This is a genomic window from Vibrio sabulosilitoris (genome assembly GCF_055391395.1).
On sequence record NZ_AP029599.1, the window covers coordinates 2,077,643 to 2,101,916 of the forward strand.

The 24,274-nt window shown below is 47.1% G+C and carries 23 protein-coding genes, 3 tRNA genes and 1 pseudogene; 16 read left to right on the forward strand and 11 right to left on the reverse strand.

The features are described 5' to 3' along the window. The first annotated feature begins 73 nt into the window (after positions 1–73). The 7 genes from cbiB (at position 74) to ACZ5R2_RS09805 (ending at position 7,124) form a co-directional block, all read left to right on the forward strand. Positions 74–1,054 (forward strand): adenosylcobinamide-phosphate synthase CbiB, encoded by a 981-nt coding sequence (gene cbiB, locus ACZ5R2_RS09775; RefSeq protein ID WP_464902073.1) that lies wholly within the window; start codon positions 74–76, stop codon positions 1,052–1,054. Between the two features lie 11 nt (positions 1,055–1,065). Next, positions 1,066–2,142: a threonine-phosphate decarboxylase CobD gene (gene cobD, locus ACZ5R2_RS09780; RefSeq protein ID WP_464902074.1), complete on the forward strand. Its 1,077-nt coding sequence runs from the start codon at positions 1,066–1,068 to the stop codon at positions 2,140–2,142. Beyond that, a complete protein-coding gene (cobU, locus tag ACZ5R2_RS09785) occupies positions 2,132–2,674 on the forward strand; it encodes a bifunctional adenosylcobinamide kinase/adenosylcobinamide-phosphate guanylyltransferase (RefSeq protein ID WP_464902075.1) in 543 nt (180 codons plus the stop codon). The genes cobD and cobU overlap by 11 nt, the downstream gene beginning before the upstream one ends. A 57-nt stretch (positions 2,675–2,731) precedes the next feature. Next, the gene (locus ACZ5R2_RS09790; RefSeq protein WP_464902076.1) at positions 2,732–4,207 is read left to right on the forward strand and encodes a cobyric acid synthase; all 1,476 of its coding nucleotides are present in this window, start codon (positions 2,732–2,734) and stop codon (positions 4,205–4,207) included. Next, positions 4,204–5,538, forward strand: a complete 1,335-nt coding sequence (locus tag ACZ5R2_RS09795; protein WP_464902077.1) for a cobyrinate a,c-diamide synthase — start codon at positions 4,204–4,206, stop codon at positions 5,536–5,538. Before ACZ5R2_RS09790 ends, ACZ5R2_RS09795 begins: the two co-directional genes overlap by 4 nt. Further along, the gene (locus ACZ5R2_RS09800; protein WP_464902078.1) at positions 5,535–6,089 is read left to right on the forward strand and encodes a histidine phosphatase family protein; all 555 of its coding nucleotides are present in this window, start codon (positions 5,535–5,537) and stop codon (positions 6,087–6,089) included. Before ACZ5R2_RS09795 ends, ACZ5R2_RS09800 begins: the two co-directional genes overlap by 4 nt. Positions 6,090–6,635: 546 nt before the next feature. Continuing rightward, complete coding sequence (locus ACZ5R2_RS09805) at positions 6,636–7,124, forward strand: DUF6392 family protein (RefSeq protein ID WP_464902079.1); 489 nt, start codon at positions 6,636–6,638, stop codon at positions 7,122–7,124. A gap of 61 nt (positions 7,125–7,185) precedes the next feature. On the opposite strand, the pseudogene ACZ5R2_RS09810 reads toward ACZ5R2_RS09805, so the two are convergent. After that, positions 7,186–7,407 (reverse strand): annotated as a pseudogene (locus ACZ5R2_RS09810) (IS3 family transposase); the annotation flags it as partial. A 478-nt stretch (positions 7,408–7,885) separates the two neighbouring features. On the opposite strand from ACZ5R2_RS09810, the gene ACZ5R2_RS09815 reads away from it, so the two are divergent. From ACZ5R2_RS09815 to ACZ5R2_RS09850, 8 genes are all read left to right on the forward strand, one after another. Beyond that, on the forward strand, positions 7,886–8,545 hold the full coding sequence (locus tag ACZ5R2_RS09815) for a GntR family transcriptional regulator (RefSeq protein ID WP_464902080.1): 660 nt from the start codon (positions 7,886–7,888) through the stop codon (positions 8,543–8,545). Positions 8,546–8,671: 126 nt separating this feature from the next. Further along, positions 8,672–9,373, forward strand: coding sequence for a type 1 glutamine amidotransferase (locus tag ACZ5R2_RS09820; RefSeq protein WP_464902081.1), 702 nt, complete (start codon positions 8,672–8,674; stop codon positions 9,371–9,373). Between the two features lie 34 nt (positions 9,374–9,407). Beyond that, positions 9,408–10,439 (forward strand): ABC transporter substrate-binding protein, encoded by a 1,032-nt coding sequence (locus tag ACZ5R2_RS09825; RefSeq protein ID WP_464902082.1) that lies wholly within the window; start codon positions 9,408–9,410, stop codon positions 10,437–10,439. A gap of 3 nt (positions 10,440–10,442) precedes the next feature. Further along, entirely contained in the window at positions 10,443–11,579 is a 1,137-nt protein-coding gene (locus ACZ5R2_RS09830) for a M24 family metallopeptidase (protein ID WP_464902083.1), read from the forward strand. Continuing rightward, positions 11,576–13,264 carry an ABC transporter permease subunit gene (locus ACZ5R2_RS09835; RefSeq protein WP_464902084.1) on the forward strand — a complete coding sequence of 563 codons (1,689 nt, stop codon included), beginning with the start codon at positions 11,576–11,578 and terminating at the stop codon, positions 13,262–13,264. The genes ACZ5R2_RS09830 and ACZ5R2_RS09835 overlap by 4 nt, the downstream gene beginning before the upstream one ends. 1 nt (position 13,265) lies before the next feature. Continuing rightward, entirely contained in the window at positions 13,266–14,267 is a 1,002-nt protein-coding gene (locus tag ACZ5R2_RS09840; RefSeq protein WP_464902085.1) for an ABC transporter ATP-binding protein, read from the forward strand. Next, entirely contained in the window at positions 14,264–15,175 is a 912-nt protein-coding gene (locus tag ACZ5R2_RS09845) for a dihydrodipicolinate synthase family protein (RefSeq protein ID WP_464902086.1), read from the forward strand. Before ACZ5R2_RS09840 ends, ACZ5R2_RS09845 begins: the two co-directional genes overlap by 4 nt. Further along, the gene (locus ACZ5R2_RS09850; RefSeq protein WP_464902087.1) at positions 15,172–15,960 is read left to right on the forward strand and encodes an SDR family oxidoreductase; all 789 of its coding nucleotides are present in this window, start codon (positions 15,172–15,174) and stop codon (positions 15,958–15,960) included. The genes ACZ5R2_RS09845 and ACZ5R2_RS09850 overlap by 4 nt, the downstream gene beginning before the upstream one ends. Before the next feature lie 193 nt (positions 15,961–16,153). On the opposite strand, the gene ACZ5R2_RS09855 is transcribed toward ACZ5R2_RS09850, so the two are convergent. The 4 genes from ACZ5R2_RS09855 to ACZ5R2_RS09870 all read right to left on the reverse strand — a co-directional run bounded on the left by ACZ5R2_RS09855 (position 16,154) and on the right by ACZ5R2_RS09870 (position 17,821). Continuing rightward, positions 16,154–16,230: transfer RNA gene (locus ACZ5R2_RS09855), tRNA-Val, on the reverse strand. 35 nt (positions 16,231–16,265) lie between these two features. Next, positions 16,266–16,342, reverse strand: a tRNA-Val gene (locus ACZ5R2_RS09860). Positions 16,343–16,382: 40 nt separating this feature from the next. Beyond that, a tRNA-Val gene (locus ACZ5R2_RS09865) sits at positions 16,383–16,459 on the reverse strand. A 168-nt stretch (positions 16,460–16,627) separates the two neighbouring features. After that, positions 16,628–17,821, reverse strand: a complete 1,194-nt coding sequence (locus ACZ5R2_RS09870; protein WP_464902088.1) for a class I SAM-dependent methyltransferase — start codon at positions 17,819–17,821, stop codon at positions 16,628–16,630. 170 nt (positions 17,822–17,991) lie between these two features. Here ACZ5R2_RS09870 and yccX point away from each other — a divergent pair, with 170 nt between their 5' ends. After that, on the forward strand, positions 17,992–18,264 hold the full coding sequence (gene yccX / locus ACZ5R2_RS09875; protein WP_438459390.1) for an acylphosphatase: 273 nt from the start codon (positions 17,992–17,994) through the stop codon (positions 18,262–18,264). Positions 18,265–18,317: 53 nt separating this feature from the next. Here yccX and ACZ5R2_RS09880 read toward each other — a convergent pair whose 3' ends face one another. The 6 genes from ACZ5R2_RS09880 to ACZ5R2_RS09905 form a co-directional block, all read right to left on the reverse strand. Next, positions 18,318–18,647: a TusE/DsrC/DsvC family sulfur relay protein gene (locus tag ACZ5R2_RS09880; protein ID WP_464902089.1), complete on the reverse strand. Its 330-nt coding sequence runs from the start codon at positions 18,645–18,647 to the stop codon at positions 18,318–18,320. Between the two features lie 127 nt (positions 18,648–18,774). Next, entirely contained in the window at positions 18,775–19,437 is a 663-nt protein-coding gene (locus ACZ5R2_RS09885; RefSeq protein ID WP_464902090.1) for a Bax inhibitor-1/YccA family protein, read from the reverse strand. Between the two features lie 269 nt (positions 19,438–19,706). Continuing rightward, positions 19,707–20,453: an amino acid ABC transporter ATP-binding protein gene (locus tag ACZ5R2_RS09890; RefSeq protein ID WP_464902091.1), complete on the reverse strand. Its 747-nt coding sequence runs from the start codon at positions 20,451–20,453 to the stop codon at positions 19,707–19,709. 20 nt (positions 20,454–20,473) lie between these two features. Then, complete coding sequence (locus ACZ5R2_RS09895; RefSeq protein ID WP_464902092.1) at positions 20,474–21,571, reverse strand: amino acid ABC transporter permease; 1,098 nt, start codon at positions 21,569–21,571, stop codon at positions 20,474–20,476. Positions 21,572–21,588: 17 nt separating this feature from the next. Continuing rightward, a complete protein-coding gene (locus ACZ5R2_RS09900) occupies positions 21,589–22,800 on the reverse strand; it encodes an amino acid ABC transporter permease (protein ID WP_464902093.1) in 1,212 nt (403 codons plus the stop codon). Between the two features lie 127 nt (positions 22,801–22,927). Beyond that, complete coding sequence (locus ACZ5R2_RS09905; RefSeq protein WP_464902094.1) at positions 22,928–23,956, reverse strand: amino acid ABC transporter substrate-binding protein; 1,029 nt, start codon at positions 23,954–23,956, stop codon at positions 22,928–22,930. Positions 23,957–24,274 lie beyond the last annotated feature (318 nt).

The following is a 24,274-nucleotide window of genomic DNA, read 5'->3' on the forward strand; positions in this document are numbered from 1 at the left end:
GTGATGGGAACTGCCTTAGTTAGCCTTGGTGACGTTGTCACTAAGGTGAAAGGCTCACAATGCGAGTCGTCAGATGCTACTTGAACTTGGTACTTATTGGCTCAGTAGCGCCTTATCGTTACTCTTCGCGCTGCTTTTGGACCGCTGGTTAGGCGAGCCCAACCGGTTTCATCCTTTAGTGGGGTTTGGTTGGTTAGCCAATCAGGTTGAGCGCAGGATAAGAAGCTTAACAGCGGATCCCTCATCATCTGCATTAAAGTTTCAAGGGGGGATCGCATGGCTACTGGCGGTAGTGCCGATCACGGCGACAGTGGTAACCTTGACTGTGGTTGCGAGTCAAATCTCGATGTTACTGTTATTTTTACTCAATACCTTTGTCTTGTATCTCACTATTGGTGGCCGCAGCTTAGTTGAGCATGCTGAGCGTATTTATCAGCCATTGGTGATGGGTGATATAGAGCAGGCACGTTTTGCGGTGTCGATGATCGTCAGCCGCAACACTGAGCAGATGGGCGAATATGACATTGCCTCAGCTGCCATTGAATCGGTGCTGGAAAATGGCAACGATGCTGTGTTTGCGCCGTTGTTTTGGTTTGCGCTACTTGGCGCGCCGGGCGCCGTCGCACTTCGTTTATCCAATACCCTTGATGCGATGTGGGGCTACAAAAATCAGCGTTACCGCGATTTTGGTTTTGTCAGCGCCAAGCTAGATGATGTACTCGGCTATGTGCCTGCGCGCATTACAGCTTTGGTGTACACACTCCAAGGACAGTCAAGAGCGGCACTGCACTGCTGGCGAACCCAAGCCAAGTCCTGCGCAAGCCCCAATGGTGGTGTGGTGATGACGGCAGGCGCGGGTGCACTGGGCATAACCATTGGCGGCCCGACCTATTACGACGGTGTTCTGCACGATAAAAAACCGATGGGGGTAGGAAAGCTTGCCCAAGCAGAGGCAATCAAAAAAGCCAACGCACTGGTGACATCAGGTAGCTTTGGCCTAGCGATTGTCTGGCTGTTGGTCTGTATCGGTTGCTACACACTGATCACGAGTTAAAAGGAAACAGCATGATTCATCACGGCGGTAAACTTCTCAACGCCATCGCCCAGTATGGGGGCAATCAAGAGACATGGGTGGACCTATCAACTGGGGTAAGTCCTTTTACGTATCCGGTCCCGGCCATTCCAGCACAGGTGTGGAACCGTTTGCCACAAGAGCATGACGGATTAGAGGCTGTGGCGCAGCGTTATTACGGCGCGAGTATCCAGCCCCTCGCTATCGCCGGCTCGCAGGCGGCAATTATGTTACTGCCTGCCACACTCACTGATGCTCTGGGGCGATGCGGGCGTGTATGCTTGCCCGCGGTGGGTTATAAAGAACATCAGCATGCGTGGCAGAGCTTTCAAGCTTATGGTCAGCGTTGGAGCGTAGAGTTTTATCATCAGTTCCCGACACCAGAGCAAATCGCCGCGTCTGATGTGGTGGTGGTGATCAACCCCAATAATCCGACCGGTGACGTGTGCAGCGCTCGCCAACTGCAACAGTTGCAAGCCAGTTTGAGTCAGCGCGGTGGGTACTTGGTGGTCGATGAGGCCTTTATGGATTGCATGCCACAGCACTCATTGCTCAGCCAAGCAGAGCATACCGACTCACTGATTGTGCTGCGCTCAATCGGTAAGTTCTTCGGCTTAGCCGGCGCGCGGGCCGGTTTTGTCTTTTGCTGCTCCAGCATTATGCAAGGGCTTAAGGAGCAACTCGGGCCTTGGACAGTGACAGGGCCGACCCGGTGGGTGGTTACTCAGGCCCTGCAGGACACCGATTGGCAGCAACAGACTCGAAGTAGAATCTGTGAATCAATGCGTCGCTTGTGCTCGCTACTGCGGCAGTATTTCGATGCACCTCTTGCCTCGACCGATCTGTTCGTCACCTTACCGACACGCAATTTGCCAACATGCAATTTACCAACACGCAATGCACCTTGGCTGCATCAGCAGCTGTGCCAGCAGCAGGTGTTCACGCGCCTGTGCGATGAGGGCGACGCGATACGTTTTGGTTTACCGCACACTGAGCAAGAGTGGGTACAACTCCAACAGGCACTCAGTGTCATCACAACAACTCAAGCGGAGGTGAGCCATGCCGAGTGAAGGTGTCAATAAGGTTGAGCTTGTGCTTGGAGGCGCACGCTCAGGAAAAAGTCGTTATGCCGAGGGCGTCGCGAGCGCATCGTGCAAGCCCGTGGTGTACATCGCCACCTCTGAGGTGCGAGACGACGAAATGGCAAAGCGAGTGCAATTGCATCAGCAGCAGCGCCCCAAACAATGGACAGTGGTGGAAGAGCCCTATGGCTTAGCCGATGCGCTGCGCAAACACAGCCATGCTGACAATTGCGTCTTGGTGGATTGTCTCACTCTTTGGCTGTCCAACAGCTTATTTGGACAGTCACAGCAAGCCTGGACCGATATTAGGCAAGATTTTCTGCAAGCGTTGCTTGAGGTCTCCGGACAGGTATTGCTGGTAAGCAACGAAGTGGGCTGCGGCGTGGTGCCGATGGGCAAAGAAACGCGCCAATTTGTTGATGAGGCGGGATGGCTGCACCAAGCCATCGCCCAGCAGGTGGCAAAAGTGACGCTGGTGACCGCAGGGTTGCCCATGACTCTCAAAGGCGGTGAGTCTTGAGTCGGTCGATTTACATTTAATCTCGCTGCGTGATAGAAGCCAATAAAGGAAAGACAGATGCAATCAAGCTCAAAAGTACTCATGGTACAGGGCACCACATCAGACGCGGGGAAAAGCGTCCTTGCCACAGGCTTATGCCGCGTGCTGACTCGCAAACAGATTGCTGTGGCCCCGTTTAAGCCACAGAACATGGGGCTAAATAGTGCGGTCACCAGTGACGGCGGCGAGATTGGTCGAGCCCAAGCACTGCAAGCGTATGCGTGTGGCATCGAACCGACCACGGATATGAATCCAATTTTGCTAAAGCCCAACACCCATACTGGCTCGCAGGTTATCGTACAGGGTAAGGCGCTGCAGGACATGGACGCGGTGAGTTACCATGCCTTCAAGCCCAAGGTCATGAAATACGCGCTTGAGTCGTTTGAGCGTCTCAAGCTGCAATACGACACTATCGTCGTTGAGGGTGCAGGCAGCCCTGCCGAGATTAATCTGCGTGACCATGACATCGCTAATATGGGGTTTGCGACAGCGGCGGATGCCCCCGTGATCATCGTGGCTGATATCGACAAAGGCGGCGTTTTTGCCCATCTGTTTGGCACCTTAGCGTTATTGAGTGAGTCAGAGCAGCAGCGTGTCGTAGGCTTTGTGATAAACCGCTTTCGTGGTGATGTTACTCTGCTAAAAAGTGGCTTAGATTGGCTAGAGGAGAAAACGGGCAAGCCAGTGCTCGGCGTGTTGCCATTTTTGCATGGCTTGATGCTAGAGGCCGAAGATGCGATTAACGTCTCTCAGTTAAAGTGTGGTGAGCCTCAATTGAAAGTCGTGGTGCCTATGCTGCCGCGCATCAGTAATCACACCGACTTTGACCCTCTGCGTATGCACCCCAATGTTGACCTGATGTTTGCGCAAAAGAATCAACCGTTGCCCCATGCAGATTTGATTATTCTACCGGGCTCTAAGAGTGTACGCAGCGATCTCGCGTTTCTTCGTGAGCAAGGGTGGGCAACGCAAATTGAGCGCCATTTGCGCTTGGGAGGCAAAGTGATGGGGATCTGCGGCGGGTATCAGATGCTGGGCGAATCGATCTCAGACCCATTGGGCATTGAGGGCTCACCCGGCGAGAGTCGCGGCTTGGGCTACCTTGCGATAACCACAGAACTGCACAATACCAAGCAGCTTAAGCGTAGCCAAGGCTCTTTGAGCATGCCTGACCAAGACAGTGTTGATGTGCATGGCTACGAAATCCACGCCGGGATGACCCATGGCGTGTCGAGCGACGCACCGCTGAAGCTAGAGTGTGGCCCGGATGGTGCTATTGGGCTTGATAATCAAGTATTTGGTTCATACCTACACGGTATTTTTGAGTCACAAGCGGCATGCGGCGCAATCTTAAAGTGGGCCGGCCTGGAAGAGGCGACAGGTGTTGATTTTGAGCAGATGCGCGAAGAGGGCATCAATCGCGTGGCCGATGCCATCGAACAGCACCTAGATCTAACTAAGCTTTGGCCTGATATGAAGGAGTTTGCCGAATGAGTACGGTTCGTTGTCCAGCATTGGTGGTCGCCGCGCCAAGCTCTGGGAGTGGTAAAACCACCGTGGTCGCGGCGCTAGCGCGCTATTTCACTCTGCGTGGTAAAAAGGTACGGGTGTTTAAAACGGGGCCTGACTTTATCGACCCGGCATTTTTAGCATTGGCCTCTAACCAGCCCGTGTATCAGCTCGATTTTTGGATGTGCGGAGAGGAACACTGTCACAACTTAGTTGCGCAAGCAGCAGCCGAGGCAGATCTGATTTTGATCGAAGGTGTGATGGGCATGTTTGATGGCAAGTGTTCGAGCGCCGATATAGCGGCAACGCTTGGCATACCAGTGTTGGCCGTGATTGATGCGGGCAAAATGGCGCAAACCTTTGGCGCGGTGGCGCATGGGCTCGCCACCTATAGATGCGATGTTACTATGTTCGGTGTATTTGCTAACCGCGTCGCCTCGTCTGGCCATTCCGCTATGCTTGAAGCCTCGCTACCCGAATCACTGACTTATTTGGGCTACCTGCCCAAAGATGCCCAAGTATGTCTGCCAGAGCGCCATCTCGGGCTGGTGCAGGCTCAAGAGCTCAGCGATATCGAAGCGCGCCTTGATCAAGCGGCGAGGTTACTGGCGGAGCATACTGACATTGCTCTGCCACCCGTGGTTGAATTTGAGCTTTCGTCTCAAACGCTGAACCCAGCAAACCAGCTGGAAAAAAATACCGCAAATTCGCTAAAAGGCAGGCGCATTGCTATCGCCAAAGATGCGGCTTTTAGCTTTATTTACCCTGCCAATACCGAATTGCTGCAGCAGTTGGGAGCGCAGCTATGCTACTTTTCTCCAGTGCGAGGTGAGCGTTTACCGGAGTGTGATGCCCTCTACTTACCGGGTGGTTACCCAGAGCTGTATTTGACGGAATTGGCTGACAACAGCGCCCTCAAGGAAGACATTCATCAGCATGTCAATGCCAACAAGCCCTTGTTAGCCGAGTGTGGCGGCATGCTCTATCTGAATCGCACCTTAACCGACTCCCAAGGCAATTGCGCCGAGATGTGTAGCGTCTTATCTGCCGACTCTGTGATGCAATCACGTCTGGCGGCACTGGGGTTGGTTGAAGGGGAGTTGCTGCCTGGCGAGACCTTACGCGGACATACCTTCCATTATTCCACCACTTGCTCGCAAGAGCGACAGCGTTGTCAGCCTATCTCACAGAGGGGCAAACCACTCGATCCAGTGTGGATAAAAGGTAACCTTGTCGCCTCATATATCCACTGGTATTTCCCGTTTAACCCAGGGCTAGTGGCGAAACTGTTTTTAGGTCAAGGGGACATAGCGTGAGGCTAGTAGTAATACGACACGGTCAAACCGAATGGAATCGGGAGCAGCGACTACAAGGGTGGCAAGACAGTAAGCTAACTTCCCAGGCAAGAGCGCATTTGGCGACAATGCCCTTGCCAATCATGGCAAACCCTGTAGTGATAAGCAGCGACCTGGGTCGCGCGGTACAAACTGCAGCGATTATTGCTCGTCGGCTTGAGTGTGATGTGATCACTGACGCTCGACTTCGCGAGCGTCAATTTGGCCTGTTTGAAGGCAAGGTGATTGATTGCCAGAGAGGGTTAGCAGGTTCAGCATGGCGAGATTACCATGCGCGTCATCGTATTCCTCTGGGGGATCGCTATCAGGTCGAGCCTGAGCCGATATTTGAATCTAGAATCATTGAGTTCACAGCTTCGCTTAGGGCTCAGTATGATCAGCAAGATGTATTGCTAGTGTCTCATGGGGAGTGGATACGTGCTTTTTACAATATTCAATCGGGTACACCGTCGTGGCAATTGGGGCAGGGGATTGAAGCCAATGCTCGTCCGATAATCTTTGATTTAAGATAGATTAAATTCGTGAGGGTAATAGCTCTAAAGCTTGCTTGAACTACACAGTGTATGAGAAGTATAAAGTTTCATACTGATTGCCACAACCAAGCCTGAGTCGCGCAACAACTGGGAATTAAATTAGCTCTGTCTCTGTCATTGCCACACTGTCATTACCGCCTTTTGTAACTCACTTCTGGACAAAAGTGTGTCAGTGACTTTTCTGAATTAGCATTTGACGGATAATGTGAGGTATTGCAAATCATCTGAGCTATTGGTCAGATCAACTTACGCACTGCACCTAGATAACGCTATGTTGCATTAAGGTAGGGAGCATAGCTTGCTCATCAATTAACTAGCACGTTAACGAGATTAGAATTTGACTAACTTTTATCCTAAAAAAACAGAAAACAAGTAAGTTTAGTAGCTCATTTATCGTATGAAACGTGTTGGATTTGAGCCATCGAGTTAGTATGCTCCTACCCTGAGGTAGCATTTGAATAAAGACTCAAGAGATTTGAGAAAGGCTGTAGATAATAATTTTGATGCAATTAAGGGATGGTACAAATGATTGAAGTTGGTCGTATGATTTCTATGATGGGGTCTACTTTAGAGGAAATTATAGATGCAGGTCTTTTGAGGTCAAATCAAAAGCCTAAGCCTCGATTTTCTGGTGATGATGAACTTATTCTTGATATGGTCAGAGAAGGTGTTCTGTTGTCGTTTGATAGAGAAAACAAGGGACTGCAACGTATATCTTTAACTTTGCTTGATGAGGATAAGCCTAATTATCGTTTCCCCAATGACGACCTCCCTAGCCCTCTTAAGCCAGAGATGACAAAAGATTATGTTCATGAATCTATGGGAGAGCCTTTCGAATCTAAACCCTCGATTGAATTTGTGGGAAAAGTTTGGGGGGAAGTGGAACATTATCGTATGAGAAGAAATGTGTTTGGTGACCTATCTCAATTAGTTTCTTATATTCCAGGATCTCAAATGGTTAAGTCCCTCACGTATCTTTATACCAAAGATGTGTCATGGGGGGAGCTTCGTTAGAGATGGGATTGATCATTACCTTCTAAAGAGGAGGTTTCATGGGGCGTTCTGTTTGTAGTGGTCAACTAATATTGGTCACCGCTTTATAAGTTTCCCAGTTCTGCCTCTCCGATTCATTCGGTGTTAGGTCACCATTGTACTGGTGCGGTCTGATCTGGCTGTAATATCTAATGATGTAGCCAACAATACTTTTCCAAGCTTCGGATAAACTAGGGTAACCGCAAGCCGGCACCCATTCAGTTTTAAGGCTTCTAAAGAAGCATTCCATCGGACTGTTATCCCATTAACTTCCTCAAAGAAAAAAGCTCTGTTTAATGTGATATTGATCGCCAACCGTAGCGAGAAAAGTGCAGAGTATCGTCCATTAATGCACCTATGTATGCATCTACACGCACAATTATTGTGCATTTATCATGCAGGTTGAGGGGCGTTAAGTTAAAAACCTTATATTCTATATGGTCTACGCCGAACATTTATAATTGGCCCGATTAATGCTTATGGTATACCAATGGTATACATAACATTATTAAGGGGCTGATATGTTTGTACTTAAGGTTTGGTTTATATTAATGGCTTGTTTGTAGCACCACTACTCTTTAGCTCGTTATTCGTTTTACTGGTTGTGTAAAGCAATAACCCTGATGTCGTGATAATGACACATGCAATTAGGGAGCATTGACGGATAACGGTATAACCACTGATCTGCTTCTACAGTGAAACAAGTTTTTATAGATAGATTTACTAATTTAGTGGGCTGAGAGATGAAAAAGCAAGATCTCAATATCCAAATTTATAATCAGATGCTGGAATTGATTTTATCAGGGGATTTAAGCCCAAAAACACGACTTAATGAACGAACTATCGCGTCTCATATGTCCGTGTCTCGCACGCCAGTTAGAGAAGCTCTTATACGCCTCGAACATCAAGGTATCGTTGAACGTAGATATGCGGGTGTTTTGACGATAAAAGAGTTTAGTTTAGAAGAGTATCTGGAAATATTGGATATGCGGTCACTAATTGAAGGTGAAGCAGCATACCTAGCAACACAGTATGTTGATAAGCAAAGGCTAAACAGATTGTTGGATTCTCTGAAGAGCATCAACCAAGAGGATGACTTAAGATTGCATCACCAACTCTATGATGACAGAGTGCACTTGCTCATTTCTAGTTCATGTGGAAACAGATATATAGCAGAAGCGATACAACAACTGAGGTTGAAAACCAAGGTGTTTAATATTGATAAAATACCAGAGCGGACAGTTCCTGGGATTAATGAGCATATTATAATTTTAGAAAGTATGAATAGAGAAAATGCCAATGAAGCTCGCAATACGATGATAAGTCATATTCAGAATGTAAAGCAGAGCATTGTTGATTATGTTACCGCTCAGTTAAACAATTCAAGCCTGCCACCCAGTTAGCCTCTTTTAAAATAGGAAAGTACTTAATTGTTCTGGTGAGATTTAGATTTTAATTATAAGTAAACCCATTGCTCACCTTTCAAATTAACTATGTAAGTAATTAAAGTAAAAATATTAGGACTATTCATGACAAAACTTCTTTATCTTCAGTGTGGGTCACAAAAGCATGGTATTGCAAAACTGGAGGAGCGATTTGAATCATTAGGTTTGGAAGTAGACTATTACTGGGCATATAACGATCATTTTCCGAAGAGCTTAAGTGGTTACGGTGGAATATTTATCTCAGGAAGTCCCCATGGGGCTTATGAAGATATCCCTTTTATTCATCGGCTTCATCAGCTCATTCGATCCGCAGAAAAATTGCAGATTCCAATGCTCGGGATTTGTTTTGGCAGTCAAATTTTGGCATCTGCACTTTGCGGTAAAGATCAGGTGTTTGTGCGTCCCTATTGTGAGGTTGCCTACAAACCCCTACCGACGACACAGTCTGCCAAAAATGATTTGATAACGAAGGATTTAGCAGAGAGCGTATCAATTTTTGTTTGGCACAACGACGAAGTAAAGGACTCACATCCAGACATGGTGATACTAGCTTATTCAGACTTATGTGGAAATCACATATGGCGCTATGGAAATAGCAGAGTGTGGGGCATTCAAGGTCACCCAGAGATTTCAAGAGAGCAAGCGTTGCTTTGGTTCGAAGAGAACAGAGACAGATTGGAGCAAGATGGTGCGGACATCGAGGAGCTAAAGAGAACAGCACATGATGCTGAGATGGGTAAAACGATGCTGTCTAATTTTGCTGAGGTCTGTTTGCAAGGTAATTAAGTTACTGGTTAGAAATTAACAAGGAGAGTTACTAATGAAAAAGCTTATGTTGGCATCAGCTGGTTTATTGTTCAGTCTTTCAGGGCAGGCTGGAGAGTTGGTATTCGCGAGTTGGGGAGGAGCCTATCAAGATGCGATTAGGAATGCTTGGCTGACCCCATTTTCAGAGCAAACGAATATAGAAATTATTGAAGACACCGATCCTGAAACAGCAAAAATCAAAGTGATGGTGGACACTAATTCTATGATCTGGGATGTCGTCAGTGGTGGTGGTGTTGCTTTTATTAGAGGTGTTCAGTTGGGACTGTTTGAAGCCATCCCGCAAGATCAAGTTGACCAATCGCATGTGCTAGATGATGCGCGTAAAGCCTATGGCGTGCCTACAGAAATCTACAGTAATTTAGTCGGTTATTCTCTCACTTCATTTCCTGATGGCAAGGAACAACCACAGTCATTTGCAGACTTTTGGAATATAGAAAGATTCCCGGGTAAGCGCACTTTACCAGCGAAGCCGGAAACTGTCTTAGAAGCTGCACTGCTTGCTGAGGGGGTTCCACCTAGTGAAGTTTACGCCGTGCTATCAACACCGGAGGGTTTAGATCGAGCCTTTAATAAAGTAGAAGAGCTGCTTCCTCATGTATCTGTTTTTTGGTCAAGTAGTGCCCAGCCAGTCCAAATGCTCGGTTCAGGAGAGGTCACTCTTGCTATCGGTTCAAATGGCCGTTTTCAGAGTGGTATTGACCATGGTTTGCCTATTGCGATGTCATGGAATGAACAGGTCCCGCAAGTCGGTTACATGATGATTCCAAAAGGAGCTGAGAATATCGAAGAAGCGATGGCATTCTTGAACTTCATCTTAAAGCCAGAGAACAACGCAAAACTAAGTGAGTATGTCTCATACGGACCAATTACAGAAAGTGCCTGGGATTATATCGATGAGGAGCGAGCGAAGCGCCTTCCTTCAACGCCAGAGCGATTGGAGAGAGCAGTGTTTGTAGATACCGTTTGGTGGTCAGAAAATAGCTTAGAAGTGACTGAGCGTTATACACGTTTAATTAAGGGGTAGTGTATGTCTATTTATCAACCTTGGTTTAAGCCAACAGAATATGCAGAGCGCACTGATAAGGTCAGGAGTTTGCTTGCTAGCAAAAACTGTGTGGCTTTTGTCTCTTTCATGCCAGAAACGGTGACTTACTTAACTGGCTTTTTCACTCGTGGATACAGCTCGTTCCAGTTCGCCGTGATTCCATTGCACAATGACCCTGTTATGTTTTGCAGAGACGTAGAAGAGTTTTATCTCGACGCAACATGCATTTGGAAAAATCGGGTGCTGTGGAATGACTCCGATGATCAAATCGCATTGGCAGCAAAGACGATTAGGAATGTAGTTGGAGCAAAAGCATCAGTGGCGATTGATTTACATGCATGGCCCTTAAGCTATGGCCAATTTTCGGCATTAAAAGCGCTACTACCTGACATCACTTGGGTTGATATCAGTGCGGAGACATCCGCACAGAGATTTATTAAGTCGCCAGCAGAGATTGAGTATATGAGACAGGCGTCTATAGCTGCTGAAGCGGGTATGAAAGCGGGTATTCAAGCTCTTGGAGTTGGTGTTACCGAAAGAGAGCTTGCCGCTGAAATTTGCTCAGCGATGATCAAATCAGGGAGCGATCTTCCAGGGCCTGGGGTTTTGTCTTCTGGAGTGCGCGCCTTGCACCTCCATGGAGGATATTCGGATAGAGTACTCAAGGCCGGAGATACGGTACAGCTTGAGACAACGCCTAATGTAAAGCATTATCACTCAAGATTTATGCGTCCCATGAAGGTGCAACATGGGACGGATGAAGAATACCGAATAGTAGAAGAGCTCATTGATATACAAGATAGCGCGTTATCGACAGTTAAGGCAGGAGTTTTGGCGACGGTTCCTGATTCAATTTATCGAGAAGAAGCGTTATCGCGTGGTTTAAAGGAAGTTTATAGCAATAAAACGTTCTACTCAGTTGGCTTGCTTTTACAACCAAGAGGAGGAGAGCCACTTGAGGCTGAGCCTTCAGCAACATGGCGGTTTGAGGCAGGCATGACTTTCCATAGTTACATTCTAGCGAATGGCTTTGGTATGTCAGAAACAATCCTGGTTACTGAAACCGGATACGAACGCCTAACGAACTTTCCTCGAAAATTGTTTGTGAGTAGCTTATGAGTGTAGTTCTATCCGTTGAACAAAACAGTGGGATTAAATTGTCGGTAAGAAAAAAAACACTTGGATGGTTGGCTGTTTTACCGTTGCTGACTTTCTTAGCACTGTTTTTTCTAATGCCAGTTGGTGAGCTCCTATCAACCGCCTTCGGTGATACAAGCTTTAGTCTACAACATTTTCATCGGTTGTTTTCAGTCCCTGTATATACTGGGATCATTGCGAACACCTTCTTTATTTCAGCGATGGTGACGTGCCTATGTGTGGTGATTAGCTATCCAGTAGCCTATGCGATGGCGACAGTCTCTAGCAATTTAAGGAAAGTATTGTTGATTGTCGTGTTGCTGCCGTTTTGGACTAGTTCATTGGTGCGAACGACAGCTTGGATTGTTCTTCTCCAAAAAAATGGCATGCTGAATACTCTGTTGACTGATCTTAATATTATCGATGAACCGATCGCGTTTGTTTATAATTTATCTGGTGTGTTAATAGGTATGACTCATGTCTTGATGCCATTTATTGTTTTACCTCTCTATGCATCCTTCAAGTCGTTGGACACCTCGATACTTCGTGCTGCTGAGAGTTTAGGTGCATCTTCACTGACAATTTTTAGACGAATCATACTGCCTCTGACAGCACCTGGCGTAATTGCGGGCAGCCTGATCGTGTTTATGAATTCTGTCGGCTACTATATTACTCCAGCTTTGATGGGGGGCGTTAAGCAAACAATGATCGCACAGTTAATAGCCGATAACATCACAAAGGAGCTAAATTGGGAGTTCGCTGCGGCTATATCTGTGATGCTGTTAGTTATTGTGCTGAGTTTGTTTTTTGTTTTCCAGCACTACTTTGGGCTTGAAAAGTTAATGACCGGTAGTGGTAGCAAAACGGAAGAAACTTATCACGAAGGTTACCGACGTACATTAGGTGGAAAATTATCCTTGTTGATGTGTTTTCCTATCGCATTATTTTTGATTGCACCCATTCTCATTGTGTTTCCAATGAGCCTGGGCTCCTCACCTTTCCTAACTTTTCCACCACAAGATTTGGGCTTTCAGTGGTATGAGAGTTTTTTTAACAATGCTAAGTGGTTAAAAGCCCTGATGCAGTCGTTAAAAGTAGCTGGCTTAACGGTGATCTTCTCCACCATACTTGGGACGATGGCGGCGATAGGGGTATTTCGTATACAGGCTTCTTATCGAAAGGTTCTTGAGGCGCTTTTTATCATGCCTATGATCGTCCCCGTTATTATTTTATCTATTGGTTTGTATTACCTCTTAGTGCCTTATGGATTAGTGAGCTCAGTCTGGGGGTTAGTGATCGGGCATACCGTTATAGCTACCCCCTACGTGTTTATGACAGTTAGGGCATCGTTGGTGACTTTTGATAACAGTCTAGAGCTTGCAGCAAGAAGCTTGGGAGCACCGTGGTTGGTGTTTTTTCGGCGCATCCTTTTTCCATCAATTCTACCAGGTGTGATAGGTGGTGGTGTCTTTGCATTTATCTCATCATTTGATGATTTAATCATTGCGCTGTTTATGACTAATGTGCGGTCACGTACGTTGCCGAAGTTGATGTATGAAGGTGTAGCTCACGAGATTGATCCAACCATCATTGCAGCGTCTGGAATCATAATACTATTTACTATCGTCATGTTACTGACGAATATGGTTGTAACAAAAAGGAAATGAGATGAGTAATGGAAAGTCAGTAATTATTAAGAGCCTTAGAAAATGCTATGACGCCGTTACAGCGCTAAATAGCGTGAGTCTAAATATCAATCCTGGGGAATTCTGCACTCTCCTAGGTGCTTCAGGGTCGGGGAAAACCACTTTATTGAAGTGTCTTGCTGGTTTTGAAAATAGTGATCAGGGCGATATATATGTTGATGGGAAAGACATTCAACCGATTCCAATATCGAAAAGGAATATTGGGATGGTATTTCAAAACTACGCACTCTTTCCTCATATGACAGTCTATCAGAATGTCGCATTCGGTTTGGAAATGCGCAAAATGAGCAAGTCACAAATACATGATTCAGTTGAGGAAGTCCTAACTTTAGTCGAGTTGGAGGAATATAAAAATAGGCTTCCGAAAGAGCTGTCCGGGGGACAACAACAAAGGGTTGCGCTAGCGAGGGCGCTTGTGATCAAGCCTGACATCTTGTTGATGGATGAGCCACTTGGCGCATTGGACAAAAACCTTCGCAAGTCCATTCAAATCCAACTGAAAGACCTACACAGAAAAACTGGAATTACTATTATTTATGTGACGCATGATCAAGAAGAAGCACTCTTTTTATCCGACAAAATAGCGTTAATGGAACAAGGTGAAATTGTCCAGTGTGGTAGTCCTCAAGAGTTGTATTTCACTCCGGAGAATAAGTTTGTCGCAAATTTTTTAGGTGAATGCAATTTTATAATCTGTGATGGTGTATCAGTAGCGGTGCGCCCAGAGCGGATAAGTCTTGTTCCGTTTGCTAATGAAATCGAGCAAATATCAGTCCGCGCTATTGTAAGGAACATTATTTTCCTTGGTTTCGGCTATCGAATCTTGCTTGAACACGAAAGTAGAGAAATTAGCGTGATTACGATGGAAGATATATCAAATGTCAAATTAGATAAAGAAATAGAAGTTTATTTTAAGTCCAAAGAAATAACTCAAATAGAGGCATTTAAGGAGAAAGTCGCATGAAGTTAAACTTTGAGGTTAAAGGGGTATGTGTCATTGCGGTGACACCTTTTACCTCGACGGGTGATATTGACTACGAGAGTATCGATAGTATGACCGATTATTACATCGATGCCGGTGTTGATGCCATTACACTGTTAGGAATGATGGGAGAGGCACCAAAACTCACAATGGCTGAAGCGATAAGTGTCGTGGAGCGTGTTTGTAATCGAGTGAAAGGGAAGGTCCCAATTGTTGTTGGTGTTTCTTCACCAGGAATAGCATCGCTGGTGGAGCTAGCAAATAAAGTAATGAAGATCGGTGCTGGGGCGGTGATGGTAGCGCCCCCATCGTCTTTGAAAACGGACAGTCAGATATTTGATTATTACGCCTTAGTTTCAAAATCGTTAGGTAAAATACCCTTCGTGCTTCAAGATTTTCCTTTGGCCACTGGCGTTCAGATAAGTGCATCTCTTCTCGCTCGAATTATCAATGAACTCGATAATTGCATTATGGTAAAACACGAAGACTGGCCAGGTCTTGAGAAAATAAGTTATTTGAGAGCGCATTGTAAAGAGGTGTCCATTCTATGTGGAAATGGAGGCCTCTTTTTACCAGAGGAGCTTGGTCGCGGTGCTGATGGTGCTATGACGGGTTTTGCTTACCCAGAGATGATGGTAGAAGTATGTAAAGCGTTAAGAGAAGGGGAGCGGGATCGAGCCCATGATCTTTTTGATGCCTATTTACCTTTGGCCAGATATGAGCAACAACCTGGGCTTGGTCTAGCGATTAGAAAGTGGATCATGTTTAGCCGAGGCATAATCGCGAGCCCCGCTCTCAGGGCGCCAGGTACGATTTTAAGCTCAGAGGCAAAATATGAAATTAGTTATCTTATCGATAGGCAGAATAATAAGTTAAAAGGTATACAATGATGGACTTAGGGTTAGAAAATAAAAAAGCAATCGTTATTGGGGCAGCAAGAGGCCTCGGAGCTGCAATCGCACAGTCGCTACTAGAAGAGGGAGCGGAAGTGATTGCGTTCGTTCGTGATACGCAAGCGCTGACAGAGGCCCATGCGCATTTGCCTGAAGAACAGAAGCAAAGGCTCCACGCGGTATCAATGGACTTAGGTGATATACAATCAGTGAAGGCTGCTGCTTTGAAAGCGGAGGAACTAGGTGGTGCAGATATACTGGTAGGCAATTGTGGAGGACCACCACCTTGTGCAGCCGAGGATGCTATTCATGCGGATTGGCTCAAACATTTTGAAGCCATGGCAGCTAACTTGTTTTGGCTGACACAATCGTGTCTACCAAAAATGAAAGAGCAAGGCTGGGGGCGAATCGCATACATCACGTCCTCGGGTGTCGAACAGCCGATACCGCGCCTGGCGTTATCAAACTCTATTCGTTCTGCGGTTGTTGGCTGGTCAAAGTCATTGGCAAATGAAGTTGCTAATAAAGGGGTGACAGTAAACTGTGTACTTCCAGGTCGGATCCACACGCACCGAGTAGACCAACTTGATCAAGCAGCAGCAACAAGACAAGGCAAGAGCGTAGAAGAGGTAGCATTAGCGTCTAAAGCTTCAATTCCTGCTGAAAGATATGGCAGCCCACAAGAATTTGCAGATGTTGTAACCTTTTTAGTGAGTGAAAGGGCTTCTTATGTGACTGGCGGTAAAATACGTGTCGATGGAGGCGCAATACGGTCCATTTAGTATCTGTACTGTGAAATGTTACTCTCAAGTGAACTTAAATTTACGCTCATTCGATTAAAAGTAAAGAGTACAGAGCATTACCTACTTCGAGAAAAGTTAGGATGGTGTAGGAGATAGTTTAGTTTATTAGTTGCACCAAATACAACAAAGCCCGCTAAGAGCGGGCTTTGTCATTGTTCTATAAGAACGAATATGGTGGATCCGGGCGAACTCGAATCGCCGACCCCCGCCATGTCAAGGCGGTACTCTAACCAACTGAGCTACGGATCCAGAATGTTGTTCCTGAATGATTATGCAAGAAGAAGTGGTGGGTCCGGGCGAACTCGAATCGCCGACCCCTACCATGTCAAGGTAGTACTCTAACCAACTGAGCTACGGACCCACATTTTCTTGCGTTCAACTACTTAAAAAGTAGCAGGAAATGGTGCGTCCGAGTGAACTCGAATCACCGACCCCCACCATGTCAAGGTGGTGCTCTAACCAACTGAGCTACGGACGCATTTCCTTGGGAACGAGATGAATATTAGCGATTGCTTGGGGGAGGCGCAAGTACAAAATTGCTTTTTTATGACTGTTTGCTTTGATTGTGAGCAAAGTGATGATTTTGTACGCTTTAGTGAGTAAAAAGAGCCGCTTTTGCGGCCCTTTTTGATTTGAATTGCTGAGATTACAGCACTTTACACGCGAAGCCTTTGAGGTAAAAACCTTCTGGGTAGGCGGTATCAGTCGGGTGGTCGGCCGCTTGCTCAAAACGTTCAACAAATTTTACTGAGCGACCGGCATCTAATGCCGCATCTGCGATGATTTTTTGGAACAAGTTTTGGTCCATCAAGCCAGAGCAAGAGTAGGTCAGTAGTGTGCCGCCTGGTTTTAGGATTTGCATCGCGAGCATGTTGATGTCTTTGTAGCCTCGGCATGCCCCGTTAAGCTGCGCCTTGGTGTCGGCGAACTTTGGTGGATCCATCACGACGACATCAAATTTAGTGCCTTGGTCGCGGTATTCACGCAGCAGTTTGAATACGTCGGCGTTAAGGAATACTGCGCGTTTTTTCGAGATGTCGAAACCGTTTTCAATTGCGTTTTGCTTGGCTTTATCGAGCGCTGGCTGTGAGACATCGGCGTTGATCACGCGCGCTGCGCCGCCTTTTAATGCATAGAGGCCAAAACCACCCGTGTACGAGAAGCAGTTCAGCACTTCTTTGTCTTTCACGTACTTCATTGATTGCTGGCGGCTATCGCGTTGATCTAGATAAAAACCGGTTTTGTGACCATTTTGGATATCGACGCCAATCTTGATGCCGTTTTCTTCAATCCATACATTCTCTGGTGGCATTTCACCGTGAAGTACGCCAGTGACTTCTTCAAGGCCCTCTTTCTTGCGGATTGCAACATCAGAGCGCTCGTAGATATTGCTCTCCGGGAACACGCTTAGTAGTGCTTTGACTAGGGTGTCGCGATGCAGATCAGCACCAGCGCTGAGCAGCTGACAGACCAGGTAGTTGTCGAATTTATCGATAGTAATACCCGGCAGGCCATCGTTTTCTGCCGCGATCAGGCGAAAACCGGTTAGGCCGTCGCGCTCAATGACGTCTTCACGCAGAACTAGCGCATCACGGATACGCTTCTCGAAGAAGCTTTGATCGATGGTGGTTTTCTCAAATGACCATACGCGCGCACGGATTTGTGAGTTTGGCGAGTAAGCGGCTTTTGCCAGCCATTGACCCTTGTGGCTATACACATCAACCGTGTCGCCAAGTTGTGGTTCACCTTCGACGCGTTCAATACCGCGCGAGAAGATCCATGGGTGACGGCGTTGCAGTGATTTTTCACGACCACGGGTAAGATAGATGGCTGGTTTCATAAATGAGCTCGTATCCAAACAGATGGGAAATGGGGCGTTATTTTGTATAAAGCGTAGAACAAAAGCAACAATTGCGAGTTAAGTTACGAAAAATGAATGAGTAAGCGAAGTTTTTCTAGTCGTTCTACACTTATAGCCAAGTCATTATCGCCGTAACTAAGGAGAGTCGAATGTCGCTAGTATCGAGAAAATTCATTGTATCTGGCCATGTGCAGGGGGTGGGCTTTCGCTATCACACCTGCCATGAGGGGCTGAAACTGGGGTTGAATGGTTATGCTCGAAATCTGGCGGATGGCAATGTCGAGGTGATGGCGACCGGTGATGACGGCGCTGTCGAGCAACTCGAGGTTTGGTTGAGCGATGGGCCAAGAACGGCGAGTGTCGATTCAGTGGTCAGTGAGCCGGTCGCTCTAGTAGAAATGCGCGGATTTGAGATCCAGTAATTGGAGACGGCCAGCGCAGCGGCTAGCCGTCGATGTTTACGGGCAAGGCTTTTTTACAAGCACTTAGCCGGTTTTGGTAAGCCGGCGAGCTTGGTTGCTTGCTTAGCAGGGCCTTGTTTAAACAGCTTGAACAGGTATTTGCTGTTGCCTTTTTCTGGGCCGTATTTCTTTTCCATCGCCTTAACCAGCATGCGCACAGCAGGGGATGTGTTGAATTCTTCATAAAAGGCGCGCACGAAGTTCACCACTTCAAGGTGGGCTTCCGTCAGCTCAATGCCTTCCATTTCTGCCAGGGTTTCGATCATCTCTGGCTCCCAATCTTTGTGATTAAGAAGGTAGCCCTGAGCATCGGTTTCGATTGATTTGTCTTTATATACGAACATAGTCAGTCGCAGTGTTTTGTGTTCCGTCTTGTCAGTGTAATCGCTATTGATACGGATGAAAACAAAAAGCCCGAGCTAGGCTCGGGCTTGGTAACAGTTTGATTAACATCCAATCAAAACAGACGAATTAGTCGTTGTTCATGATGCCTAGAATGCTGAGTAGGCTGATGAAGATGTTGTAGATTGACACGTAAAGGCTTACGGTCGCAGAGATGTAGTTAGTCTCACCACCGCGGATGATTGACTGAGTCGTCAGCAAGATCACGCCAGTAGAGAACAGGATGAACATTGAGCTCATTGCCAGTTGTAGCATCGGCATTTGTAGGAAGATGTTAGCAATCATACCCACAAGCAGAACCACGAAACCTGCCATTAGCATACCGTTTAGGAACGATAGGTCGCGTTTGGTAGTTAGGGCGTAAGCCGAAGCACCCATAAATGCTAGGGCAGTACCACCTAGTGCGGTGATAACAATGTCGCCCATGCCTGCACCAAGGTACAAGTTAAGGATTGGACCTGTGGTGTAGCCAAGGAAACCAGTGAATAGGAACGTGAATACCAGACCCATGCTGTTGTTACGGTTCTTCTCGGTTAGGAAAAGCAGGCCGTAGAAACCAACCAGCATCAGGATAAGACCTGGGCGCGGTAGGTTCATTGCCATTGAGAAGGCAGCAACTACTGCAGACCATAGCAGCGTCATTGATAGTAGGGCGTAGGTGTTGCGCAGGACCTTGTTGGTTTGCAGCGCACTCTCTTGTGTTGCCGTGCGGCTAAACATTGGGTTGTTCATAATCTTCCTCTTGAAAGAATGATAGTTATATTCCCTTTATGGGGGTAAAGCTGAAGAAAATCAAGCCCAAATCCATTAGGGATATTCATTAGTAGCATCAAAACGACACTAAGGATCAACTATTTAATCATAATAGATTTGCTAGTGAAGATATCAGCTCAGTTGTAACATTTTGTGTTGTTAATCCCTGATATATACATGGTTTTGTTAGCGTAGAAACAGCAAAGGGAGAGGCATTGCCTCTCCCTGATGTGATTTCACTCGCCAGATTAGTGATGCAAAATCTGAGCTAGGAAGTTTTGGGTTCGATCCGATTGAGGATTCTCAAAGAAATCAATCGGGTTGTTCTCTTCGATGATCTCTCCGGCATCCATAAAGATAACCCGATCCGCGACCTCTTTGGCAAAACCCATCTCGTGGGTCACACACAGCATGGTCATGCCTTCTTCCGCAAGCTCGACCATAACATCGAGCACCTCACGCACCATTTCTGGGTCGAGCGCTGACGTTGGCTCATCAAACAGCATCACTTGTGGGTTCATACACAGCGAGCGAGCAATCGCCACGCGCTGCTGTTGACCACCGGAGAGCTGGCCTGGGTACTTCTCGGCTTGGTCAGGGATTTTTACCCGCTCAAGGTATTTCATCGCGACCGCTTCGGCTTCTTCTTTGGGCATCTTTTTCACCCAGATTGGCGCCAAAGTGCAGTTCTCGAGCACCGTCAGGTGAGGGAAGAGGTTAAAGTGCTGAAAACACATGCCTACTTCACGGCGTACGGCTTCGATGTTTTTCAGATCTTCGGTCAGCTCGTTACCGGAAACGTAAATGTGCCCCTTTTGGTGCTCTTCTAGGCGATTGATGCAGCGAATCATGGTGGATTTACCCGAGCCAGAAGGACCACAGATAACGATTTTCTCGCCTTTTTTAACTTTCAGATTGATATCCTTTAGGACATGAAACTCACCGTACCACTTGTTCATATCATTGATTTCAATCACTAATTCTTGTTGTGTCATAATACGTCCTTGATTAAATTCTATCGTTTGTGACCGGTGTGGAGTTTGTTCTCGAGCCAAATCGAGTATCTCGACATGCCAAAACAAAATACCCAGAACACTAACCCAACAAATACATAACTTTCTGTGGCAAAGCCGAGCCACTCGGGGTCGGTATTGGCCGCTTGTCCAATACCTAGCACATCAAACATGCCAATGATCAACACCAGACTGGTGTCTTTAAACAGACCGATAAAAGTATTTACGATCGATGGAATGGTGATTTTCAGCGCTTGCGGTAAGATGATCAGGCCGGTTTTCTTCCAGTAGGATAAACCGAGCGCATCGGCCGCCTCATATTGTCCTTTCGGTATCGCTTGCAGACCACCGCGGACTACCTCTGCCATATAGGCGGCACTGAACATAACCACACCGATAAGGGCGCGAAGCAGTTTGTCAGTATCTGCACCTTGTGAAAGGAACAGCGGCAACATTACAGACGCCATAAACAGCACGGTGATCAGTGGTACACCACGCCATACCTCAATATAGATAGTACAGATACTGCGAATAATCGGCATATCGGAGCGGCGACCGAGCGCAAGCGCCACGCCAATCGGCAAAGAAACGACGATACCGACCAGGGCAATAATCAAGGTGACCAGTAGGCCACCCCAGCGGTGGGTTTCGACTACTTCTAAGCCAAACACACCACCATAGAGCAATGCTGCAACGATAAATGGATAGATGTTAACGAAGAACAGGAATATCCATGTGCGTTTTGGCGTTTTCTCGTAAGCCAACAAAACAGTAAAAATCGCTAGCGTGGCATAGAACAGGCGAGGGCGCCACAGCTCAGCCTCAGGATAAAATCCATACATAAACTGTTGCCAGCGCACGCTGATAAACACCCAGCAGGCGCCGTCGCGTGTACAGGCATCGCGGGTTTCGCCCACCCAGTCAGCCTTAAGAATTGCCCAGTCAAACACGTTCCAGATCAGAGTGATGGCTAGATAAGCCAGCACTATGGTCATCACGGAGTTGACCGGACCGTTAAATAGATTGCGTTTTAGCCACCCAACAATACCCACCGTATTAGCTGGCGGCGGCAGGTCGGGTTGAAATTGATGTACCTTCATATTACTTCTCCACCACATTATCTCTCGACGAGAGCCACTTTACGGTTATAGATATTCATCAGCGCTGAGGTGACCAGGCTTAGAGTTAGGTAGACTGCCATGGTCATCGCGATAATCTCGATCGCTTGTCCGGTCTGGTTAAGGGTTGTGCCTGCGAACACCGAGACCAAGTCGGGATAACCAATCGCCATCGCTAGCGATGAGTTCTTGGTTAAGTTGAGGTATTGGCTGGTCAGTGGTGGAATGATGATCCGCAGGGCTTGGGGAATGACGATCAGCTTTAAGGTACGTGAGCGTGGTAGACCCAGCGACATCGCCGCTTCGGTTTGACCGTGATTGACCGCGTTGATCCCTGAGCGAACGATTTCGGCAATAAATGACGCGGTATAGACACTTAGTGCAATCAGTAGGGCGGCTAATTCAGGGATGATGCTGACGCCACCTTGAAAGTTGAAGCCACGCAGAGCGGGCAGATCCCAGCTTAGCGGTTGACCCATAATGAAGTAGACCACGAGCGGCAGGACAACACATAGCCCAAGTCCAATGCGTCCCATAGGGGTCTGTTGGCCAGTCAGTTTCTGCTTGTTGTTGGCCCAGACATTAATCAAGGCCGTGGCAATGATGCCCACGATCAATACAGCAAATACGATGCCGCTGCCTTGCTCAAATACAGGGGCAGGGAAATAAAGACCACGAACGTTGAGGAAAATGGCCTCACCAAGGCTCAAGCTTTGGCGTGCAGAAGGCAGTGCTTGAAGAACCGCAAAGTACCAGAAGAAGATCTGCAGCAGTAGGGGAAGGTTGCGGAAAATCTCGATATAAACCGCAGCTAAGCGACTAACAAGCCAGTTTGAAGACAGGCGGGCAATACCAATCGTAAAGCCAAGCACGGTGGCAAGAATAATCCCTAGTACAGAGACGAGTGCGGTATTGAGTAGGCCGACGACAAAAGTGCGACCATAAGAAAAGGTTTCATCGTACTCAATCAAAGACAGGCCGATACCAAAACCGGCTTCTTGGTCTAGAAAGCCAAACCCGGTGGCGATACCACGCGCTTCAAGGTTGGTCAGCGCGTTGTTGACGATGGTGTAAAAAAAGAAAATCAGCCCGAGAATAGCGATAATTTGAAACGCTGCCGAGCGAAAAGTGGGGTTGTAGAGAAGATTCGATTTTGATTTCGAATTCGACGCATTACTGGACGTCGAGTGATCGACTTGTGTGGTTTTCATACTGCTATAACCTCAGTCCATTCCTGTCATCACAAGAGCAGAAGCGCTTGTTAAAAGGGGTAGCCAAGCTACCCCAACTTTCCATTGCGTTATGCATACTTGGTGTTATGCAAATTGATTAAGCGTATTAGCGCAGTGGTGGCGCGTACATGAAGCCACCTTGATTCCATAGCGCGTTCACGCCACGAGAAATCTCTAGTGGAGAGTCCATACCCACGGTGCGCTCGAAGCTTTCAGCGTAGTTACCCACTTGCTTGATCACTTGGTAGCCCCAATCGTCGCGAATGCCTAGGCCTTTGCCTTGTGGGCCATCAACACCCAGGATACGCTTGATGTTTGGATCGGTTGACTTAAGCATGTCGTCTGCATTGGCGGAGGTAATGCCGTACTCTTCAGCGTTAACCATTGCACTTAGTGTCCACTTAGCGATGTTAAACCACTGATCATCACCTTGACGAACCACAGGGCCTAGCGGCTCTTTAGAAATGATCTCAGGTAATACAACCGCTGAGCTAGGATCTGATAGGTTTAGGCGTAGGCCATAGAGACCTGATTGGTCGGTTGTTAGGGCATCACAGCGGCCAGCGTCAAAGCCTTTTGCTGTTTGCGCCGCGGTATCAAAGACCACAGGCTTGTAGGACATGCCTTGATTGCGGAAGTAGTCAGCTAGGTTGAGCTCGGTTGTGGTACCAGATTGTACACACACCGCAGCACCGTCGAGTTCAGTTGCGCTGCCGACACCAAGGTCTTTCTTGACCATAAAGCCTTGACCATCGTAGTAGTTCACCCCAACAAAGTTCAGGCCCAGTGCGGTATCACGGTGCAGTGTCCATGTGGTGTTACGTGATAGTACGTCAATCTCACCAGACTGCAGTGCGGTAAAGCGCTCTTTTGCTGTTAGTGGAACGTATTTCACTTTCGTCTTGTCACCAAGAACCGCCGCCGCAACGGCTTGACAATACTCAACGTCAATACCTTCCCATTCACCTTTCGAGTTTGGGTTAGAGAAGCCCGGTAGACCGGTGCTCACACCACAAGAGACGAAGCCCTGTTTGGTTACTTTGGCTAGTGTTGTCTCGTTTGCAAACGCAGTAGACGACAGTAGCGCAGTTGATGCCACAACAGCTGACGCGATTAAGGAGAGTTTCTTAGTCATGTGTATCCTTCCTGTTAGTTCCGTTCTTTTCAGGTGCAAGCCTGAAATAATGTTCTGAATAAATGTATTGTTCAGCATTAAGTATTTTGTCAGGTGACGCTTAGTTGCATACAATGCAGAAAGCCATTTAAGCGTAGGTAAGGTTTTGCGTTTTCTCAAACGGCTAATAATAAAAAGGTTTTTGAACCAGCCTCACCAAAGCTGTGCAACTTAGAATGGACAATTGTTGGTGCTGTGTAAATAGTGCAACATTGAACCAACATAGTGCGTTGCGATCTTGTTCTGAACACACCTCACAGGCGTCATTTTGTGTTATCG

Excerpts from the sequence above, each read along its gene's own strand:
- ACZ5R2_RS09835 (WP_464902084.1), top strand. The coding sequence starts at position 11,576 with ATGAGTGTAGTTCTATCCGTTGAACAAAACAGTGGGATTAAATTGTCG.
- ACZ5R2_RS09845 (WP_464902086.1), top strand. The coding sequence starts at position 14,264 with ATGAAGTTAAACTTTGAGGTTAAAGGGGTATGTGTCATTGCGGTGACA.
- ACZ5R2_RS09905 (WP_464902094.1), bottom strand. The coding sequence starts at position 23,956 with ATGACTAAGAAACTCTCCTTAATCGCGTCAGCTGTTGTGGCATCAACT.
- ACZ5R2_RS09840 (WP_464902085.1), top strand. The coding sequence starts at position 13,266 with ATGAGTAATGGAAAGTCAGTAATTATTAAGAGCCTTAGAAAATGCTAT.
- ACZ5R2_RS09870 (WP_464902088.1), bottom strand. The coding sequence starts at position 17,821 with ATGAAACCAGCCATCTATCTTACCCGTGGTCGTGAAAAATCACTGCAA.
- yccX (WP_438459390.1), top strand. The coding sequence starts at position 17,992 with ATGTCGCTAGTATCGAGAAAATTCATTGTATCTGGCCATGTGCAGGGG.
- ACZ5R2_RS09895 (WP_464902092.1), bottom strand. The coding sequence starts at position 21,571 with ATGAAGGTACATCAATTTCAACCCGACCTGCCGCCGCCAGCTAATACG.
- ACZ5R2_RS09850 (WP_464902087.1), top strand. The coding sequence starts at position 15,172 with ATGATGGACTTAGGGTTAGAAAATAAAAAAGCAATCGTTATTGGGGCA.
- ACZ5R2_RS09815 (WP_464902080.1), top strand. The coding sequence starts at position 7,886 with ATGAAAAAGCAAGATCTCAATATCCAAATTTATAATCAGATGCTGGAA.
- cobD (WP_464902074.1), top strand. The coding sequence starts at position 1,066 with ATGATTCATCACGGCGGTAAACTTCTCAACGCCATCGCCCAGTATGGG.
- cobU (WP_464902075.1), top strand. The coding sequence starts at position 2,132 with ATGCCGAGTGAAGGTGTCAATAAGGTTGAGCTTGTGCTTGGAGGCGCA.
- cbiB (WP_464902073.1), top strand. The coding sequence starts at position 74 with ATGCTACTTGAACTTGGTACTTATTGGCTCAGTAGCGCCTTATCGTTA.
- ACZ5R2_RS09880 (WP_464902089.1), bottom strand. The coding sequence starts at position 18,647 with ATGTTCGTATATAAAGACAAATCAATCGAAACCGATGCTCAGGGCTAC.
- ACZ5R2_RS09790 (WP_464902076.1), top strand. The coding sequence starts at position 2,732 with ATGCAATCAAGCTCAAAAGTACTCATGGTACAGGGCACCACATCAGAC.
- ACZ5R2_RS09890 (WP_464902091.1), bottom strand. The coding sequence starts at position 20,453 with ATGACACAACAAGAATTAGTGATTGAAATCAATGATATGAACAAGTGG.
- ACZ5R2_RS09830 (WP_464902083.1), top strand. The coding sequence starts at position 10,443 with ATGTCTATTTATCAACCTTGGTTTAAGCCAACAGAATATGCAGAGCGC.
- ACZ5R2_RS09885 (WP_464902090.1), bottom strand. The coding sequence starts at position 19,437 with ATGAACAACCCAATGTTTAGCCGCACGGCAACACAAGAGAGTGCGCTG.
- ACZ5R2_RS09795 (WP_464902077.1), top strand. The coding sequence starts at position 4,204 with ATGAGTACGGTTCGTTGTCCAGCATTGGTGGTCGCCGCGCCAAGCTCT.
- ACZ5R2_RS09825 (WP_464902082.1), top strand. The coding sequence starts at position 9,408 with ATGAAAAAGCTTATGTTGGCATCAGCTGGTTTATTGTTCAGTCTTTCA.
- ACZ5R2_RS09805 (WP_464902079.1), top strand. The coding sequence starts at position 6,636 with ATGATTGAAGTTGGTCGTATGATTTCTATGATGGGGTCTACTTTAGAG.
- ACZ5R2_RS09900 (WP_464902093.1), bottom strand. The coding sequence starts at position 22,800 with ATGAAAACCACACAAGTCGATCACTCGACGTCCAGTAATGCGTCGAAT.
- ACZ5R2_RS09820 (WP_464902081.1), top strand. The coding sequence starts at position 8,672 with ATGACAAAACTTCTTTATCTTCAGTGTGGGTCACAAAAGCATGGTATT.